Below are 18,709 nucleotides of genomic sequence, written 5' to 3' on the forward strand. Positions count from 1 at the left end.
TCGAAGGGGACTGCTGATGAAATCATTTCTCTCTGCGGTGTTGGTCGGTGCACTGCTGGTTGGCTGCGGCAGGCCAGAGGTCGCCGTCGACGGCTCGGCGCACATCCAGGGCAGCGGCGTGACGTTCGATGGCAAGCGCCTGACGCTCAAGCGCGACACCTTGCCTGCTGCCACCATCGGCATGGATGGCACGCTCAGCATCGGGGGCAAGCCGGTGGCCCTGAACGATGCACAGCGCCAGGCAATGCGCGGCTATTACGCGCAGGTGCACGCGGTGGCCAACAAGGGCATCGACATCGGCACGCAGGGCGCCGCGTTCGGTGCGCATGCCGCGGGCGAAGCGCTCAAGGGCGTGCTCAGCGGCAACGTGGAGAAGATGGGCGACAAGATCCAGGCCGACGGCGAAGCCTTCAAGCAAAACGCCCTGCGCATCTGCGACCAGCTGGGCAAGCTACGCACCGCCCAGGACGCCGCCGTGCAGCTGGTGCCGGCGTTTGCGCCTTACTCCACCCTCACCCAGCACGACGTCGACGATTGCCGTAAAGAATGACGGGGGCCACAGCAGCTGCGTCGTCGCCGACAAGTGCAGCGGCTGTCAGCAACCCAAAGACGCGCGGGATCATGCGGTTTTTGGGCGCACGCCATGGCGCAGAGGCGGGACCTGCGACATTTTGTCAGCCGGTCCGGCTGGCCGCCGCGCTGATCGATAGCGCGGGGGCGGATTACACTAGACGCTTCCCACGACCGATCGACCCCATGAACAAGTTCGTGATGCTCTGCATGGCGCTGCTGCTGTGCACCCTTGCCGCCTGTGGCGACCAGTCGTCCCGTCGCGCCGAACGCGGCAAGCCGCGCGTTGCCATCACCACCCAGTCGGTGATGATCCGCCGCCCGCCGGCTGCCAATGCGGAAATCACGCCCGACGGCACGCTCAAGATCGACGATATCGCGCTGCCGCAGAAGGAACCGACCCGCGCCAAGCTGCAGTTGCTGTTCGGGCATTTGCAGATGCTGCGCCAGCAGGCCGTCAATGCCGCTGGCGCGGACCCCGAGTACAAGTCGATCAAGCTGACCGCCACGCCGGAGATCCAAACGCTCAGCAACGAATTGCTGGATGAAATCCCGTCGCTGCAGCCGTACCGCGAAAGTTTCGGCAACGTGCAGGCCGAGCGGCACTGAGTATTAGCGAAGCCGCGCGAAAACGCTGATTCGCAAGAACGGAAGGCTAGAACCCAGGATAGGAGCGCGCCCGAGCGCGACGGGGCTTTATCGACAACGCCCCCATCGCGCCCAGGTGCGCTCCTACGCACACACGCACATTGCGGTGATCAGCCACCGCCGCCACTGCTTCCGGCCTGGATGCCACCACGCGTCAGTGCAGCAGGATCCAGCAAACGGCGCAGGTCCGCTTCGCTGAGCCCGCTGTCTTCCAGCGCCACCTCCAGCACGGGGCGTTGTTCCTTGTAGGCGCGCTTGGCGATGGCTGCGGCTTTTTCGTACCCGATGATCGGGTTGAGTGCGGTGACCAGGATCGGATTGCGGTCCAATGCCTCGCGCACGCGGTCCTGACGCACCTTCAATCCGGCGATGGCGGTATCGGCCAACAGGCGCGACACGTTGCCCAGCAGGGTGATCGAATCCAGCAGGTTGTATGCGATCAACGGCAGCGTCACGTTCAACTGGAAGTTGCCGGTCTGCCCCGCCACGGTGATCGCGGTGTGGTGGCCGATGACCTGCGCGCAGGCCATCACGGTCGCCTCGGGAATCACCGGGTTGACCTTGCCCGGCATGATCGAGCTGCCCGGCTGCAGCGCCGGCAATTCGATCTCGCCCAGGCCCGCCAACGGGCCGGCGTTCATCCAGCGCAGATCGTTGGCGATCTTGATCAGCGCCACCGCCAGCGCGTTGAGCTGGCCGGACAATTCCACCGCATCGTCCTGCGCGGCCAGGCCTTCGAACTTGTTTTCCGCGCTCTCGAACTTGGCGCCGCTCAGGCTCGACAGAGCCTTGGCCACCTTGCCGCCGAAGCGTGGGTCGGCGTTGACGCCGGTCCCGATCGCGGTGCCGCCCAGCGGCAGACGGCGCAGCCGCTTGAGCGCATCGTCGAGCCGGTCCTGCGCCGAACGCAATTGCGCAGACCAAGCCCCGAATTCCTGCCCGAACGTCAGCGGCATCGCATCCATCAAATGCGTCCGGCCGGTCTTGACGATCTTGTCCAGCGACCTGGCGCGCTTGTCGATGGTCTTGCGCAGATGCTTGAGCGCCGGCTGCAGGTGTTCCTGCACCGCAAGCAACGCCGACACACGGATCGCGGTGGGCACCACATCGTTGGAACTCTGGCCGAGATTGACGTGATCGTTGGGATGCACCGCGTCCTTGCCGGCGCGCGTGGCCAGTGTGGCAATCACCTCGTTGGCATTCATGTTGGACGAGGTACCCGAGCCGGTCTGATACACATCGATCGGAAACTGCGCGTCATGCGTGCCGTCGGCGACCTGCAATGCCGCGGCCTGCACGGTCTTGCTGATCGACTTCGGCAACAGCCCGAGCTCGGCATTGACACCGGCGGCGGCGGCCTTGATCAACCCCAGCGCGCGAATGAAGCCGCGCGGCATCGGCTGACCAGACACCGGAAAATTCTGCACGGCGCGCTGGGTCTGCGCGCCCCATAACGCATCGGCGGGCACCTGCAATTCGCCCATGCTGTCGTGTTCGGTCCTGAAACGTTCGCTCATCTGTCTTCTCCGCACAGTGTTGGATTGTGGTGACGCAATGGCTGGCAGCGGGCGCACCCACGCTTGCGAGGGTCACTACGATACTCGCTGTCAGCGTTGCAACGATGTCATCGCGGCGCGTGGACTAGACTCACTGCTGATCCATACGAGGTACCACGCCGCCATGGGCGACGACCCTGACTGTAGAAACGCACTGCGCGCGCGCTGCTTCGCTGCACCCCGCACCACCACGCAAATGCCTGCATTGATGCATTCACCCGCCGCACCTGCAACGCGCGGAGGCGACCATGCTCGGTAATGTGCTGCTGTTGATCGTCGCGCTGTTGCTGGTGCTGTTGAACGGATTCTTCGTTGCCGCCGAATTCGCCCTGGTCAAACTGCGGGACACCCAGGCGGTGGGGCTGGCACAGACCCATGGCTGGCGCGGGCGTCTGCTGCTGGGGGTGCACGCGCATCTGGATGCGTATCTGTCGGCATGCCAGCTCGGCATCACCCTGGCATCGCTGGGATTGGGCTGGGTCGGCGAACCTGCATTCGCGCATCTGCTGCAGCCGTTGTTCGATGTGCTGGGCATGTCCGAGGACGCTGCGCAGTTCACCGCCCTGGCAATCGCCTTCAGCCTGATTTCGTTCCTGCACATCGTGCTGGGCGAACTGGCGCCCAAGACCATGGCGATCCGGCGCCCGGAGCGCATGTCGTTGTGGACGGCCGCGCCGTTGTACGTTTTTTACTGGGCGATGTACCCGGCAATCTGGGTACTCAACACCAGCGCCAACCGGCTGCTGCGCCTGCTGGGCTGGGGCGATGTGGAGCACCAGTCGCACCGCTATTCGCGCGAAGAACTCAAGCTGATCGTCGGGCGCCAGGACCCCAACGCGCCCACCGCCGATCATGGGTTGACGCTGATGAGCCATGCGCTGGAACTGCCGGATCTGGTGGCCGGCGACCTGATGCGCCCCCGCGAGCATATGCGCAGCTTGCGCGAGGGCATGAACCTGGACGCGGTGCTGGCCGAATTCAGCGAGTCGCGCTACAGCCGCTACCCCTGGTTCGACGCCGATGGCGAACAGGTGCTGGGCATCCTGCATACCAAGGATTTGCTGGTGGCGATGGCGCGCGGCCAGGACCTGGACGACCTGCGTCCGTTGCTGCGTCCACCCACCCTGTTGCCGCTGGAAACCCCCATCCCCAGCGCGCTGGAGCAGTTCCGCACCGGTACCACCCATCTGGCGCTGTGCGTGGAGGACGAAGGCCGCATCCTGGGCTTCTTTACCCTGGAAGACCTGCTGGAAGTGGTGGTCGGCGAGATCGAGGACGAGCACCGCCATGTGGTGCGCGACGCTCCGGTGCGCAGCCAGGACGGCTCGCTGCTGGTCGCCGGCAGCACCTCGATCTTCCGCCTGGAACGCTTGCTGGGCCAGGACCTGAGCGCCCCGGACCATATCAATTCGGTCGGCGGGCTGATCGTGCATCAGCTGCAGCGGCTGCCAGAAGAAGGCGAAACCCTGGAACTGGACGGCCACGCGCTGATCGTACGGCGCATGGCCGGCCACCGCATCCAGGCGGTGACGGTGCGGCCGGTGGGCGAAGCGGGCGTAGGGGCGGCGTAGAATATCGGCCCCGCCAGCTTCCCAGTGCCCTCCCCATGTCGGATTCCGCCCTGCTCGCCCTGTCCCCGCTCGACGGCCGCTACGCCTCCAAGGTGGATGCGCTGCGCCCGATCTTTTCCGAATACGGCCTGATCAGGGCGCGGGTCAAGGTCGAGATCGAATGGTTGCTGGCGCTGGCCGCCGAGCCGGGCATCGCCGAACTGGCGCCGTTTTCGGCCGCCGCCAGCCAGCGTCTGCGTGCGCTGGCCGACGACTTCAGCGTGACCCATGCCGGGCGGGTGAAGGAGATCGAACGCACCACCAACCATGACGTCAAGGCGGTGGAGTACTTCATCAAGGAACAGCTCAAGGACGATGCCGAACTGGGCCCGGCACTGGAGTTCGTGCACTTCGCCTGCACCAGCGAAGACATCAACAACCTCAGCTACGGCTTGATGCTGGAGCAGGCGCGCCGCGACGTGCTGCTGCCCACGCTGGACGGCCTGGCCGCAACATTGCGCAGCCTGGCGCACGCGCAGGCCGCGCAACCGATGCTCTCGCGCACACACGGCCAGACCGCCTCGCCCACCACGCTGGGCAAGGAAATCGCCAATGTGGTCGCGCGGCTGGAGCGCCAGCGCAAGCAGATCGCCGCGGTGGAACTCACCGGAAAGATCAACGGCGCGGTGGGCAACTACAACGCGCACCTGGTGTCGTACCCGCAGCTGGACTGGGCCGCATTCGCGCAGCGGTTTGTGGAGAGCCTGGGCCTGGTGTTCAACCCCTACACCACCCAGATCGAGCCGCACGACAACGTGGCCGAAATCGGCGACGCCACGCGTCGCGCCAACACCATCCTGATCGACCTGTCGCGCGATATCTGGGGCTACATCTCGCTGGGGTATTTCAAGCAAAAGTTGAAAGAAGGCGAAGTCGGCTCGTCCACGATGCCGCACAAGGTCAACCCGATCGACTTTGAAAATGCCGAAGGCAATTTCGGCATTGCCAACGCATTGTTCGAGCACTTCTCGGCCAAGCTGCCGATCAGCCGCTGGCAGCGCGATCTCACCGATTCCACCGTGCTGCGCGCGCTGGGCACCGCGTTCGGTCACACCCAGGTGGCGCTGGATTCGCTGGCCAAGGGCCTGGGCAAGCTGACCGTCAATCCGCAGCGCCTGGATGCCGATCTGGACGCGGCCTGGGAAGTACTGGCCGAAGCCGTGCAGACGGTGATGCGCCGCCACGGCCTGCCCAACCCGTACGAACAATTGAAGGCATTGACGCGCGGCCACGGCATCACCGCCGCCTCGATGCAGGCCTTCGTGGAAAGCCTGGAGCTGCCCGACGAGGACAAGCAGCGGCTGCGTACGCTCACCCCGGGCGGCTACACCGGCCTGGCCGAGCAGCTGGCGCGCGCGATCTAAGAACGCTCTCAACAACGTCAGGCGTGCCGAGTGGGCCCGGCATTTCGCTCACATGCGGCGACCTCCCACGCTGAAGATCAAGCACGTGCGCGTAGTGAAGAGTGCTTCGATTGTTGATCGACAGCACGTGGAAAATGCGTTCAACGCTTGCCTAAGCGGGAACACCATCGGCCGCACCACGCCAAGCGGGCGCGGCCATTGTCGGGGTGCGGTAGGTCCTGGAGGGTGCGGTAGGTGCTGGCATTTCTAGCGACGTGACGGAACGGCTGCTTCGCCGGGTATGTCGGCAACGCCCAAGCATCGAGCCGGCGTCAACGGCGCTCCCCGATGCGGCTGCTATGGTGCCGGCCTCATCCAAGCGAGGGATCACCCATGCGTGCAGTGCGTAGTATCGCGTCGCTGTTTGCCCTGTACAGCATCGCCGCATTGAGCGGCTGCGGCGCCGACGGCCCTGCGGCCCAGGCGCTATCGGCCGTCTCGTCCACAGTGACCGACCCGACCAGCGGCGCCGATTGCGACGGCAAGGATGTGCGCCTGACCCGCGACGACAGCGAGTGGATCCTGCATGGCAACTGCGGCACGGGGACCATCACCGCCTCACGCGGCGCGATGAATCTGGACAACGCGCGCAGCATCCGCATGGAAGGCAGCAACTTCACCGTGCTCAACAAACAGCTCGGCCAGCTCAGCGTCACCGGCCACGACAACACGCTCAATCTGAGCACTGTCGACAGCGTGGACATCCAGGGCAACAAGAATCTGGTGCTGGCCCGCGAGGTCAAGCAGGTCCGTTTTTCCGGCAACGACAACACGGTCAACCCATCCAGCAAGCCCACACTGGACGACCGCGGGAGCGACAACAAGGTGATGTAACTCGGTGGCCGCGACGGCGCGGTGGCGCCGCCTTCGCCCAGCACGGCAATAAGGCAATTAAATGGTGAATGACGCGCCCTTGGTGCGCCACGCGTGCAGAGCGCGCATCTTTTTCGCAAGCCAACGCAGGCCGCGAAGCCGTCCACGCACCGCATCAGTCTTCACGGCAAGTACGCTGTTGCCGCCCGCACAGCGTTGCAGCACCTACCGACGTGACCGCCTGCCAAGCGCAGTCGCCGGAACCGCGCAGGCCCGAACCACCACGTCCCTGAAGCATTGCCTGTTGCCGGCCCCGCGCGCAGGTGCAGATCCGGCGCAGGCATCGGACAATGAGGTATCTGCGCCGGCCCTGCCCGCGCACCACTATTCCATCGACACCTGCAAGGACTCCCCATGGCTGCACGCAAGGCAAACCCTCCCGTCATCGAAGTCCAGGCCCGCCCCGGCCAGCCGCTAGGCATGCCGGTGGAGCGCTTTCTGCGCACCTACTGGCACAAGCACCCGCTGCTGATCCGCAATGCCTTCGCAGACTTCGCCTCGCCACTGCAGCCGGAAGATCTGGCCGGCCTGGCCTGCGAAGACGGCGTGCTGGCGCGCCTGATCAGCCACGACCGCGCCACCGACGGCTGGAGCGTGCGTACCGGCCCGTTCCAGGAAACCGACTTCCCCGGTCTGCCCGATCACGATTGGACGCTGCTGGTGCAGGACGTGGACAAGTGGGACGCCGACGTGCGCGCACTGCTGGAGCAGTTCCGCTTCCTGCCGCGCTGGCGCATCGACGACATCATGATCAGCTTTGCCGCCACCGGCGGCTCGGTCGGCGCGCATGTCGACCATTACGACGTGTTCCTGCTGCAGGGCCAGGGCCACCGCCGCTGGCAGATCGACGCACGCACCTCGCAAGGCCGCAAGCCCACGCCGCTGGCGTTCCGCGACGACGTGGACATCAAGCTGCTGCGCGAGTTCAAGCCGACCCACGACTGGGTGCTGGGTCCGGGCGACATGCTGTATCTGCCGCCGCTGGTGCCGCATCACGGCGTGGCCGAAGACGCCTGCCTGACCTTCTCGATCGGCACCCGCGCACCGTCCTCGGCCGAGCTGATCGGCGACTACCTGGACACCCTGATCGCCGATGCCGACGAGTCGGTGCGCTATCACGACGAAGACCTCAAGGTGCCGGCCGACCCGTACGAGATCGACGTCACCGCGATGAACCGCGTGGTCGAAGCGCTCAACGCGCTGCGCATGAACGACCCGGATCGCCTGGGCGACTGGTTCGGCCGTTTCATGACCACCTATCGCGCCTCCGGCGACGTGGTGCCGGCGCCCGAGCCGATCCCGCGCGAAGCGGTCGAACAGGCGCTGGAAGAAGGCGTGGTGCTGTATCGCCACCCCTGGTCGCGGCTGGCCTGGCGGCGTGCCAAGCGCGGCGCCACGCTGTTTTGCAGCGGCCTGGAATTTGCGCTGTCGGCCAAGGATGCGGCGCGTCTGGCGGCGGCCGAAGAAATCGATGGCGGGCTTTACGCGCAGCTGAGCGCACGCGGCCGCGAGGTGGTGTTGGAGCTGTTGGCGCAGGGCCATTACCAGCGCGCCCATGACGACGCGCACGAAGATATCGACGACGACCAAGCGCATGTGCTCACCGTGTCGGCCGACCAACAAGACGATCAGGACGACGCCGACAGCGCGGACGCAGACGACGCCATCGATCCCGACGCCGATGTCGAAGCGGTGGCGGACGACGCAGATAGCCCGGCTGACATCGCCGACACCGCGCAGGACGAGGATGGCGACAGAGAGGCTTCGGAGATCGCCGATGATGGCAACCACGACGAGACCCCGGAGCGCGCATGAGTCCGCACGGCAGGCCGCAAATCGTCGCGCTGGACCCGGCAGCCGATGCCGCGGCCCTGCGCGCGTTGCGGCAGGCCTGCACAACCGCCATCGCGGGCATTGCCCACGATGCCGAGTGGGATGCGTTGGACCCGCTCAGCCTGCACTTGGCCGCACGCACCGACGACGGCCAGCTGGTCGCCTCGGTGCGGTTGACGCCGGATCGCCGTATCGACCGGCTCGGCCTGCTGCCGGACTGGCGGCGGCGCGGCCTGTCGGACCAGCTGCTCGCCGCAGCGGTGGATGCCGCAGCCGAGCGTGGCTGGCCCAGCCTGCACGCCCGCGTCACCGCAAACGCCGAGGCCGTGTTCGCACGCCTCGGTTTTTTACCCGAACTGCCCTCGCATTCTTCGCACGCGCGTACTGCCGATAGTGGCGCTGCGCCCGCCAAGCCCGTGCATCGCCGGCTCGACGGCCCGATGGCGGTGGACTATCTCGCCGCGGCCCTGGCTGCCACCACCGGCCTGCTGTGCAGCGCACGGCGGCAGGTGCTGATCTACACCCGCGCACTGGACCCACCGTTGTTCGACAACCCCGCGGTGCTCGATGCGTTGCGCCGCTTCGCCACCGCCCGCCACGACAAGCGCGTGCAGGTGCTGGTGCAGGACACCGCCAGCGCCGCCGCCAGCAGCAGCGCGATGTTGCGCCTGGCCCAGCGGTTGCCGAGTGTGTTCCGGTTCCGCGCGGTCAGCGATCCGGTCGATACCAGCTATGCGGCGGCTTACGTCGTCGGCGACGACGCCTACTACTTTCGTCCAACAGGTCATCGCTACGACGATGGCGAAACCTGGTTGTCCGGTGCGGCCCGCAGCCGCCAGCTGGAGCGCGAATTCGCGCAGATATGGGAGCGCAGCACGCTCTGGAACGAACCGCGCGCGCTCGGCATCTGACGCCGCAGCGCCTCTTGCGCGTAGGCGCCCGACCAATTGGTCTACCCGGCCGGTCAGCTCGCAGACGCCCCCTCACAAGCGCAAGGGGGTATAATTTTTCGAGATTTGAGACCGACCGATAGGGCAACTCGCCCTGCCGCTTCCGCACAATCATCCCCACAGCAGACCCGACTTACCATCGTGGATAATCTCCTAAAGCAGTTCGCGCAGTCATCGCAGCTCGCCGGCGGCAACGCCGCCTATATCGAGGATCTGTACGAGCAGTACCTCGTCGCCCCGGACAGTGTCGATCCGAAGTGGAAGACGTATTTCGACGGCTTCCAAGGTCGCGATGCCGGTGATGTGCCGCACTCGGCAGCCATTGCCCACATTCTCAGCGCGTCCAAACAGGCCGCCAATGCCAGTACCGGCGCGGGCGCCAGCGACGAGCGCGAGCGCAATGTCGGCCGTCTGATCACCGCCTACCGTGCACGCGGCCACCTTGGCGCGCAGCTCGACCCGCTGGGGCTCACTCCGCCGGTCAACCCACCCGATCTGGACCTGCCGTTCCACAGCCTGTCGCAGGCTGACATGGACAGCGAGTTCAGCACCGGCGGTGTCGGTGGCCAGCCGCGGATGAAGCTGAAGGATCTGCTGGCCCGCCTGAAGGCGACCTACGCCAGCAGCATCGGCGCAGAATTCATGCACATCCAAGAATTCGACCAGCGCCAGTGGATCTACAAGCGCCTGGAAGATGCCGGCGGCAAGATCGCAGGCGATGCGGCAAGCCGCAAGCGCACGCTGGAACGGCTCACCGCCGCCGAAGGCCTGGAGCGCTACCTGCACACCAAGTACGTCGGCCAGAAGCGCTTCTCGCTGGAAGGCGGCGATGCGCTGATTCCGATGATGGACGCGATCATCCACCAGTCCGGCAAGGACCAGGTCAAGGACATCGTGATCGGCATGGCCCACCGCGGCCGCCTCAACGTGTTGGTCAACACGCTGGGCAAGAACCCGCGCAAGCTGTTCGACGAATTCGAAGGCAAGTTCGAGCACGCCCACGACGACCGCGCGCACACCGGCGACGTCAAGTACCACATGGGCTTCTCGGCCGATATCGCGGTGGGCGACAGCAACCAGGTGCATCTGGCGCTGGCGTTCAACCCCTCGCACCTGGAAATCGTCGACCCGGTCGTGGTCGGCAGCGTGCGCTCGCGCCAGGAACGCTTCGGCGATGCCGAACGCAAGACCGTGTTGCCGATCCTGATCCACGGCGATGCCGCATTCGCCGGACAGGGCGTGGTGATGGAGCTGTTCCAGATGTCGCAGGCGCGCGGTTTCGCGGTCGGCGGCACGGTGCACATCGTCATCAACAACCAGATCGGCTTCACTACCAGTACCCGCGACGACGCCCGCTCCACGCTGTACTGCACCGACGTGGCCAAGATGATCGGCGCGCCGGTCTTCCACGTGAATGGCGACGACCCGGATGCGGTGATCTTCGTGTCCAAGCTGGCTTACGAATTTCGCCAGCAGTTCAAGAAGGACGTGGTCATCGACCTGGTCTGCTACCGCCGTTGGGGCCATAACGAAGCCGACGAACCGGCAGCGACCCAGCCGGTGATGTACCAGACCATCCGCAAGCACAAGACGACCCGCGAGCTCTACGCCGCCAAGCTAGAAAGCGACGGCGTGCTGAGCGCCGACGAAGCCAAGGCTCTGGTGGACGGCTATCGCAACAAGCTGGATTCGGGCGAATACACCACCGAACTGGCCACGCGCAAGCCGGACGAATTCGCGATCGATTGGTCCAAGTATCTGGTCGGCACCGCCGCCGATCCGGTGGACACGCGCGTCAAGCGCGACCAGCTGGACCGTCTGGCCAAGCTGATCACCACCATTCCAGAGGGCGTAGAGCTGCATGCCCGCGTCGCCAAGATCTACGACGACCGCGTCAAGATGGCCGCTGGCGATCAGCTGGCCGACTGGGGCTTTGCCGAAAACCTGGCGTACGCCACGCTGCTGGCCGAAGGCCACAAGCTGCGTCTGGTCGGTCAGGACGCCGGTCGCGGCACGTTCTTTCACCGTCACGCGATCCTGCATGACCAGAAGAACGACAACTACTACCTGCCGCTGCGTCAGCTGGTCGAGAACCCGGAAGACGCCACCATCATCGATTCGCTGCTCAGCGAAGAAGCGGTGATGGGCTTCGAATACGGCTACTCCACCACCGACCCGAACGCGCTGTGCGTGTGGGAAGCGCAGTTCGGCGACTTCGCCAATGGCGCGCAGGTGGTGATCGACCAGTTCATCGCCGCCGGTGAAGCCAAGTGGGGCCGTATCGCCGGCCTGTCGCTGTTCCTGCCGCATGGTTATGAAGGGCAGGGCCCGGAGCACAGCTCCGCGCGTCTGGAGCGCTTCCTGCAACTGTGCGCGCTGGAGAACATGCTGGTGTGCGTGCCGACCACGCCGGCGCAATGCTTCCACATGATCCGTCGCCAGATGCGCATGACCACCCGCAAGCCGCTGGTGGTGATGACGCCCAAGTCGCTGCTGCGTCACAAGCTGGCGGTGTCGAGCCTGGAAGAACTGGCCGATGGGCAGTTCCAGCACCTGATTCCCGATGCCAAGGCCGATGCCGCCAAGGTCAAGCGCGTAGTCCTGTGTTCGGGCAAGGTCTATTACGACCTGCTCGAAGACCAGACCAAGCGCGGTCAGGACGATGTGGCCATCCTGCGCGTGGAGCAGCTGTATCCGTTCCCGCGTGCGCAGCTGGCCACCGAGCTCAAGGCCTATGCCAACGCCACCGACGTGGTGTGGTGCCAGGAAGAGCCGCAGAACCAGGGTGCGTGGTACCAGATCCGCCATCACCTCAACTTCTGCCTGGCCGGCGGTCAGAGCCTGCATTACGCCGGCCGCGCCCGTTCGCCCTCGCCTGCCGCCGGCCACATGGCCGACCACATCGTCGAACAGCAGAAGCTGGTTGCCGATGCGCTACTCAATCCGTTCAACGACCAAGTCGCTGAATAACTCCTCTTCCCCAAAGAACGAAAACCCTAGGACGCTCCCCGAATGGCCACCGAAGTCAAAGTTCCGGTACTGCCCGAATCCGTTTCCGACGCCACCATCGCCAGCTGGCACAAGAAGGCCGGTGAAGCGGTCAAGCGCGACGAGAATCTGGTCGACCTGGAAACCGACAAGGTCGTGTTGGAAGTTCCTTCGCCGGTCGACGGCGTGTTGAAGGAAATCAAGTTCGAAGCCGGCAGCACCGTCACCAGCAACCAGATCCTGGCGATCATCGAAGAAGGCGCCGTTGCCGCCGCGGCTCCGGCCGAAGAGAAGAAGGCCGATGCACCGGCCGCCGCTGCACCCGCTCCGGCTGCGGCACCGGCTGCTGCCGCTGCGCCCAGCCCGTCGAAGTCGGCGGCCGATGCGCTGCCGCCGGGTGCGCGTTTCTCCGCGATCACCCAGGGCGTGGATCCGTCGCAGGTCGAAGGCACCGGCCGTCGTGGCGCGGTGACCAAGGAAGACATCGTCAACTTCGCCAAGGCCGGTGGCGTGGGCAAGGCCTCTGGCGCCCGTCCGGAAGAGCGCGTGGCGATGACGCGCGTGCGCAAGACCATCGCCAAGCGCCTGATGGAGTCCAAGAACTCCACCGCGATGCTGACCACCTTCAACGAAGTGAACCTGGCCAAGGTGTCGGCCGCGCGCAAGGAACTGCAGGACGAGTTCCAGAAGGCGCACGGCATCAAGCTCGGCTTCATGAGCTTCTTCGTCAAGGCCGCCGCCAACGCGCTGCAGCGCTTCCCGCTGGTCAACGCCTCGATCGACGGCGACGACATCATCTATCACGGCTACAGCGATATCTCGATCGCCGTCTCCACCGAGAAGGGCCTGGTCACGCCGGTGCTGCGTAACGTCGAGCGCCAGTCGTTCGCCGAGGTCGAACAGGGTATTGCCGATTACGCCGCCAAGGCGCGCGCCGGCAAGCTGGGCCTGGACGATCTGCAGGGCGGCACGTTCACCATCACCAACGGCGGCACCTTCGGCTCGCTGCTGTCCACTCCGATCATCAACCCGCCGCAGAGCGCCATCCTGGGCATGCACGCGATCAAGGAACGTCCGATCGCCGAGAACGGCCAGGTCGTGATCGCCCCGATGATGTACCTGGCACTGTCCTACGACCACCGCATCATCGACGGCAAGGATTCGGTGCAGTTCCTGGTCGACATCAAGAATCAGCTGGAAAACCCGGGCCGGATGCTGTTCGGTCTGTAAGCCATCGCTCCCTCTCCCGTCTGCGGGAGAGGGTTGGGGTGAGGGCCGCGCCATCGTCGGCCGCTGCTGCCCTCCCTCATCCGGCGCTTCGCGCCACCTTCTCCCGCCTCCGGGAGAAGGAGAACGAATCAAGGAATTGCTAAAATGGCTGAAAACTACGACGTCGTCGTCATCGGTGCCGGCCCGGCCGGCTATCACGCGGCGATTCGCGCGGCCCAGCTGGGCATGAAGGTCGCCTGCATCGACGCGGCAATCGGCAAGGACGGCAAGCCCGCACTGGGCGGCACCTGCCTGCGAGTGGGCTGCATTCCGTCCAAGGCGCTGCTGGATTCCTCGCGCCAGTTCTGGAACATGGGTCACCTGTTCGGCGACCACGGCATCAGCTTCAACGACGCCAAGATGGACGTGCCCACCATGATCGCCCGCAAGGACAAGATCGTGAAGCAGTTCACCGGCGGCATCGCGATGCTGTTCAAGGCCAACAAGATCACCCCGTACTACGGCTTCGGCCAGTTGCTGCCGGGCAATATCGTCAAGGTCGCCCAGCACGAAGGCGGCGAGATCGAGCTCAAGGGCATCAACGTGATCCTGGCGGCCGGTTCGGAATCGATCGAACTGCCGTTTGCCAAGTTCGACGGCGACACCATCGTCGACAACGTCGGCGGCCTGGACTTCACCGCCGTGCCCAAGCGCATGGCAGTGATCGGTGCCGGCGTGATCGGCCTGGAACTGGGCAGCGTGTGGAAGCGCCTGGGCGCCGAAGTCACCATCCTCGAAGCGCTGCCGGACTTTCTGGCGCTGGCCGATGCCGAAGTGGCCAAGACCGCGCTGAAGGAATTCAAGAAGCAAGGCCTGGACATCAAGCTGGGCGCCAAGGTCAGTAAGACCGAGATCACCGGCAGCGGCGATGCCAAGCAGGTGGTGCTGAGCTACACCGACGGCGCTGGCGAGCAGACCCTGACCGTGGACAAGCTGCTGGTGGCCGTGGGCCGCAAGGCCGCGACCAAGAACCTGCTGGCCGAGGGCACCGGCGTCAAGGTGACCGACCGCGGCCAGATCGAGGTCGATGGCCACTGCCATACCGGCGTCGACGGCGTGTGGGCCATCGGCGACTGCGTGCGCGGGCCGATGCTGGCGCACAAGGGCTTCGAGGAAGGCATCGCAGTGGCCGAGTTGATCGCCGGCCTGCCGGGTCACGTCAACTTCGACACCATCCCGTGGGTCATCTACACCGAGCCGGAGATTGCCTGGGTCGGCAAGACCGAGCAGCAGCTCAAGGCCGAGGGCGTGGCGTACAAGGCCGGCAGCTTCCCGTTCGCGGCGATCGGCCGTGCGGTGGCCATGGGCGAACCGGCCGGCTTCGTCAAGGTGATCGCCGATGCCGAAACCGATCGCGTGCTGGGCATGCATCTGGTGGGCGTGGGCGTCTCCGAGCTGGTGCACGAAGGCGTGCTGATGATGGAATTCAACGGCTCGGCCGATGACCTGGCACGTATCTGCCACGCGCATCCGACCTTGTCCGAAGCGATCCACGACGCCGCGATGGCGGTGAGCAAGCGCGCCATCCATAAGGCCAATTAAGCCGGGAATCGGGAGTTGGGAATCGGGAATCGTAAAAGCGGTCCCATCACCTCACTCCTCATGCTGACGCCGGACCTAGGTCCGGCGTCATGCGTTCTGGCTTCTATATTTGCTTTGACCCATTCCCTATTCCCGACTCCCCAATCCCCGATGAAATCAATCTGCGTCTATTGCGGCTCCAATGCCGGCAACAAACCCGTCTATGTCGAGCGCGCCATGGCGCTGGGCGATCGCATCGCCAAGCAGGGTCTGCGTCTGGTCTATGGCGGCGGCAATGTCGGTTTGATGGGCACGGTGGCCAACGCGGTGCTGGCCGCTGGCGGCGAAGTCACCGGCGTCATTCCGCAGCAGCTGGCCGATTGGGAAGTGGCGCATCGCGGGCTGACCACACTGGAAATCGTCGGCTCGATGCATGAGCGCAAGATGCGCATGTTCGAGCTGTCCGATGCCTTCGTCGCCCTGCCCGGCGGCTTCGGCACCATGGAAGAGATCTTCGAGATGCTGACCTGGCGCCAGCTCGGCATCGGCAACAAGCCGTGCGCCTTCCTCGATATCGCAGGCTTCTATGCGCCGCTGATCGGCATGATCGATCGCATGGTGGAAGAACGTTTTCTGCATCCGGATCAGCGCGCCGACCTGTGGTACGGCGACGACATGGCGCAGATGCTGGATTGGATGCAGTACTACACCCCGGCCCAGGCATCCAAGTGGATCGACGAGAAGCGCCGCTCGACGCTGGTGTGATCGAAGGCATCCCTGACCCGCACGGCCGCAACGCGCGTCGCTTTCTACAGGCGCGCGCAGCATCAACGCGCATCGCCCCAGCGAACGCATGCTCACGCTAATACCAGGCAAACCCGTGCGCCCGAACATCCCCCAGGCGCGACGTCGGTCGCCAACGTCCCACGCACGCAACTGCCCATCGCTACGGCAGCAGCACGCTGCAATCGCCCCGGCCTGCCAGCTTGCAACGGCAGTCACGCTGACTGCAGCAATCGAGATCGCCGCCTCGCATAGAATGGCGACGATGCTCGATACCCTCGCCGCTGACGCGCAACACAGCCTGGACATCAAGCACAGTCGCTTTCTGGCCCATGCTGCTGCACTCGACTCTTCCGCGCAGGCGCTGGAGATCGTGCAGCGCGTGTCGGTGCCCGATGCCACACACAACTGCTGGGCCTACCGGTTCGGTCAAGAGTACCGTTCCAGCGACGATGGCGAACCCAGTGGCACTGCGGGGCGGCCGATTCTGGCGGCCATCGATGGCCAAGGCTTCGATCGCGTGGTGGTGGTGGTGACGCGCTGGTATGGCGGGATCAAGCTCGGTGCCGGTGGGCTGGTGCGCGCTTACGGCGGCAACGCAGCCGAATGTCTGCGCCTGGCCATGCGGCGGCCGCTGGTCGCGCTGACCCGGCTCGACCTGCAATGCCAGTTCGACGATCTGGGGCTGGTACACGCGGCGCTTGCCGCGTTCCATGTCGACAAGCTGGATGAACACTTCGACGCCCAAGGCGCAGCGTTACGCGTGCAATTGCCTGCAGATCAGCTGGCTGGCTTGAAAACCCGCCTGTGCGACGCCACTCGCAATCGTGTCCATCTCTCAACACCGGAAGCCGCATGAATCAGCCAGCCGCCGCCAGGCCCAACCCGTTGCGGAAGCTTGGCAGCCTGCGCACCTTGTGGCCGTTCGTACAACGTCAGCGCGGCCTGTTCGCCGCCTGGCTGATCGCACTCGCGGTGTCTGCGGCGGCCACGTTGAGCCTGCCCGCCGCGGTCAAGCGCATGATCGATCACGGCTTCTCCGGCGGCACGCAGATCAACCACGCCTTCGCCCTGTTGTTTGCGGTGGCGGTGGTGCTCGCCCTGGCCACGGCAGCGCGCTTTTACTTCGTAGCGTTGCTGGGCGAAAAAGTCGTCGCCGACCTGCGCGGCCGTCTGTATGCGCACCTGATCAGCCTGGACGCCGGCTTTCATGATCGCAGCCGCAGCGGCGAGCTGGTATCGCGACTGTCGGCCGACAGCGAGCTGCTGCGGGGGCTGATCGGCACCACCATGTCGGTGGCGTTGCGTAGCTCGGTGACGGTGATCGGCAGCATGGCGATGTTGTTCGTCACCAGCCCGCGCCTGGCTGGATTCACGATGATCGGCATTCCGCTGGCGGTGCTGCCGATCGTGCTGGGCGCGCGCCGGTTGCAAAAGATTTCGCGCGCCAGCCAGGACCGTGTGGCCGATGCCAATACGCTGGCGGCCGAAACGTTGGGCGCAGTGCGCACCGTGCAGGCGCATGCGCGCGAGCGTTACGAAAGCCAGCGTTTCAGCCAGGCCTTGTTTGCGGCGATCGATACCGCGCGGCTGCGCATCCGCACCCAGGCCGGCGTAACCGCCATCGCCATCATGCTGATCTTCGGTGCCATCGTTGGCGTGCTGTGGTTGGGCGCGCATGACGTGGTGTCCGGGCGTATGACACCCGGCACGCTGGGCCAGTTCGTGCTGTATGCCTTGATCGGCGGCGGCTCGGTCGGCGCGCTGGCCGAGGTATGGAACGAGTTGCAGCGCGCCGCCGGCGGCATGGGCCGGGTCGGCGAGCTGCTCGACGAAGAGCCGGCCATTTTGGCGCCGGCCACGCCAACGCCCTTGCCGCAGCCGCTGCGCGGGGCGATCCATTTCGACCAGGTGGCGTTTCATTATCCGCAGCGCCCCGACGCACCGGCACTGGACAAATTTGATTTGCACGTCAGCCCGGGCGAGACCGTTGCCCTGGTCGGGCCGTCCGGCGCGGGCAAGAGCACGGTGCTGGCGATGCTGCTGCGCTTCCACGACCCGGCCAGCGGCAGCGTGCGCATCGACGAGGTGGACCAGCGCCAGACCGACCCGGTGCGCTTGCGCGAGCACATCGCGCTGGTCCCGCAGCAACCGACCCTGTTCGCGGCCAGTGCCGCCGACAACATCCGCTATGGCCGCCTGGAGGCCAGCGATGCCGAGGTGGAAGCGGCGGCAGCGGCGGCAGAAGCCGATGTCTTCATTCGCGCCCTGCCCCAGGGCTATGCCAGCGAGCTGGGCGAACGCGGCACGCGCCTGTCCGGTGGCCAGCAGCAACGCGTGGCGATCGCGCGTGCCTTGCTCAAGGACGCTCCCATCCTGCTACTGGACGAAGCCACCAGCGCACTGGACGCACAGAGCGAGCGCGCCGTGCAGCAAGCGCTGGACCGGCTGATGCAGGGCCGCACCACCCTGGTCATCGCGCACCGCCTGGCCACCGTACTCAAGGCCGACCGCATCGTGGTCATGGATGCCGGCCGCATCGTGGCGCAGGGCACGCATGCGCAGTTGATCGCCGAAGGCGGCCTGTACGCCGAGCTGGCACGGCTGCAATTCATCGATCAATGACGGCCGGTTGAGGCCCACTGCGGGCCACACGCTCACTCACCGGCCTGGCCGGCAGTGCGACTCCGAGCGACCCGACGTGC

14 protein-coding genes are annotated in these 18,709 nt (G+C 65.6%); 13 read left to right on the forward strand and 1 reads right to left on the reverse strand.

Going from position 1 to position 18,709, the window contains the following annotated elements:
• Window positions 1-16: 16 nt before the first annotated feature.
• Window positions 17-550 carry a DUF2884 family protein gene (locus XdyCFBP7245_RS00295; RefSeq protein WP_104613882.1) on the forward strand — a complete coding sequence of 178 codons (534 nt, stop codon included), beginning with the start codon at window positions 17-19 and terminating at the stop codon, window positions 548-550.
• Window positions 551-756: 206 nt separating this feature from the next.
• Window positions 757-1,179, forward strand: coding sequence for a hypothetical protein (locus tag XdyCFBP7245_RS00300; protein WP_104613883.1), 423 nt, complete (start codon window positions 757-759; stop codon window positions 1,177-1,179).
• Window positions 1,180-1,328: 149 nt separating this feature from the next.
• On the opposite strand, the gene XdyCFBP7245_RS00305 is transcribed toward XdyCFBP7245_RS00300, so the two are convergent.
• Window positions 1,329-2,735 (reverse strand): class II fumarate hydratase, encoded by a 1,407-nt coding sequence (locus XdyCFBP7245_RS00305; protein WP_104613884.1) that lies wholly within the window; start codon window positions 2,733-2,735, stop codon window positions 1,329-1,331.
• A 287-nt stretch (window positions 2,736-3,022) separates the two neighbouring features.
• On the opposite strand from XdyCFBP7245_RS00305, the gene XdyCFBP7245_RS00310 reads away from it, so the two are divergent.
• The 11 genes from XdyCFBP7245_RS00310 to XdyCFBP7245_RS00360 all read left to right on the forward strand — a co-directional run bounded on the left by XdyCFBP7245_RS00310 (window position 3,023) and on the right by XdyCFBP7245_RS00360 (window position 18,629).
• Window positions 3,023-4,345 (forward strand): hemolysin family protein, encoded by a 1,323-nt coding sequence (locus tag XdyCFBP7245_RS00310; RefSeq protein WP_104613885.1) that lies wholly within the window; start codon window positions 3,023-3,025, stop codon window positions 4,343-4,345.
• 35 nt (window positions 4,346-4,380) lie between these two features.
• Window positions 4,381-5,748 (forward strand): adenylosuccinate lyase, encoded by a 1,368-nt coding sequence (gene purB, locus XdyCFBP7245_RS00315; protein WP_104613886.1) that lies wholly within the window; start codon window positions 4,381-4,383, stop codon window positions 5,746-5,748.
• 372 nt (window positions 5,749-6,120) lie between these two features.
• Window positions 6,121-6,621 (forward strand): DUF3060 domain-containing protein, encoded by a 501-nt coding sequence (locus tag XdyCFBP7245_RS00320; RefSeq protein WP_104613887.1) that lies wholly within the window; start codon window positions 6,121-6,123, stop codon window positions 6,619-6,621.
• Between the two features lie 393 nt (window positions 6,622-7,014).
• Window positions 7,015-8,475: a ribosomal protein uL16 3-hydroxylase gene (locus XdyCFBP7245_RS00325; protein WP_104613888.1), complete on the forward strand. Its 1,461-nt coding sequence runs from the start codon at window positions 7,015-7,017 to the stop codon at window positions 8,473-8,475.
• Window positions 8,472-9,404, forward strand: a complete 933-nt coding sequence (locus XdyCFBP7245_RS00330; RefSeq protein ID WP_104613889.1) for a GNAT family N-acetyltransferase — start codon at window positions 8,472-8,474, stop codon at window positions 9,402-9,404. Before XdyCFBP7245_RS00325 ends, XdyCFBP7245_RS00330 begins: the two co-directional genes overlap by 4 nt.
• 180 nt (window positions 9,405-9,584) lie before the next feature.
• The gene (locus tag XdyCFBP7245_RS00335) at window positions 9,585-12,413 is read left to right on the forward strand and encodes a 2-oxoglutarate dehydrogenase E1 component (RefSeq protein ID WP_104613890.1); all 2,829 of its coding nucleotides are present in this window, start codon (window positions 9,585-9,587) and stop codon (window positions 12,411-12,413) included.
• A gap of 42 nt (window positions 12,414-12,455) precedes the next feature.
• On the forward strand, window positions 12,456-13,661 hold the full coding sequence (sucB, locus tag XdyCFBP7245_RS00340) for a dihydrolipoyllysine-residue succinyltransferase (RefSeq protein WP_104613891.1): 1,206 nt from the start codon (window positions 12,456-12,458) through the stop codon (window positions 13,659-13,661).
• Between the two features lie 144 nt (window positions 13,662-13,805).
• Window positions 13,806-15,242, forward strand: a complete 1,437-nt coding sequence (gene lpdA / locus XdyCFBP7245_RS00345; protein WP_104613892.1) for a dihydrolipoyl dehydrogenase — start codon at window positions 13,806-13,808, stop codon at window positions 15,240-15,242.
• Between the two features lie 150 nt (window positions 15,243-15,392).
• Window positions 15,393-15,986, forward strand: a complete 594-nt coding sequence (locus XdyCFBP7245_RS00350; RefSeq protein ID WP_170068416.1) for an LOG family protein — start codon at window positions 15,393-15,395, stop codon at window positions 15,984-15,986.
• Window positions 15,987-16,260: 274 nt separating this feature from the next.
• Window positions 16,261-16,863, forward strand: coding sequence for an IMPACT family protein (locus XdyCFBP7245_RS00355; RefSeq protein ID WP_170068418.1), 603 nt, complete (start codon window positions 16,261-16,263; stop codon window positions 16,861-16,863).
• Entirely contained in the window at window positions 16,860-18,629 is a 1,770-nt protein-coding gene (locus tag XdyCFBP7245_RS00360; protein WP_104613894.1) for an ABC transporter transmembrane domain-containing protein, read from the forward strand. The genes XdyCFBP7245_RS00355 and XdyCFBP7245_RS00360 overlap by 4 nt, the downstream gene beginning before the upstream one ends.
• Window positions 18,630-18,709 lie beyond the last annotated feature (80 nt).

The sequence above is a fragment of the Xanthomonas dyei genome, from assembly GCF_002939865.1.
GTDB lineage: Bacteria > Pseudomonadota > Gammaproteobacteria > Xanthomonadales > Xanthomonadaceae > Xanthomonas > Xanthomonas dyei.

Coding starts and splice junctions, on each gene's coding strand:
- XdyCFBP7245_RS00295 (WP_104613882.1), top strand. CDS start 17: ATGAAATCATTTCTCTCTGCGGTGTTGGTCGGTGCACTGCTGGTTGGC.
- XdyCFBP7245_RS00300 (WP_104613883.1), top strand. CDS start 757: ATGAACAAGTTCGTGATGCTCTGCATGGCGCTGCTGCTGTGCACCCTT.
- purB (WP_104613886.1), top strand. CDS start 4,381: ATGTCGGATTCCGCCCTGCTCGCCCTGTCCCCGCTCGACGGCCGCTAC.
- XdyCFBP7245_RS00330 (WP_104613889.1), top strand. CDS start 8,472: ATGAGTCCGCACGGCAGGCCGCAAATCGTCGCGCTGGACCCGGCAGCC.
- XdyCFBP7245_RS00350 (WP_170068416.1), top strand. CDS start 15,393: ATGAAATCAATCTGCGTCTATTGCGGCTCCAATGCCGGCAACAAACCC.
- sucB (WP_104613891.1), top strand. CDS start 12,456: ATGGCCACCGAAGTCAAAGTTCCGGTACTGCCCGAATCCGTTTCCGAC.
- XdyCFBP7245_RS00355 (WP_170068418.1), top strand. CDS start 16,261: ATGGCGACGATGCTCGATACCCTCGCCGCTGACGCGCAACACAGCCTG.
- XdyCFBP7245_RS00320 (WP_104613887.1), top strand. CDS start 6,121: ATGCGTGCAGTGCGTAGTATCGCGTCGCTGTTTGCCCTGTACAGCATC.
- XdyCFBP7245_RS00360 (WP_104613894.1), top strand. CDS start 16,860: ATGAATCAGCCAGCCGCCGCCAGGCCCAACCCGTTGCGGAAGCTTGGC.
- XdyCFBP7245_RS00305 (WP_104613884.1), bottom strand. CDS start 2,735: ATGAGCGAACGTTTCAGGACCGAACACGACAGCATGGGCGAATTGCAG.
- XdyCFBP7245_RS00310 (WP_104613885.1), top strand. CDS start 3,023: ATGCTCGGTAATGTGCTGCTGTTGATCGTCGCGCTGTTGCTGGTGCTG.
- lpdA (WP_104613892.1), top strand. CDS start 13,806: ATGGCTGAAAACTACGACGTCGTCGTCATCGGTGCCGGCCCGGCCGGC.
- XdyCFBP7245_RS00325 (WP_104613888.1), top strand. CDS start 7,015: ATGGCTGCACGCAAGGCAAACCCTCCCGTCATCGAAGTCCAGGCCCGC.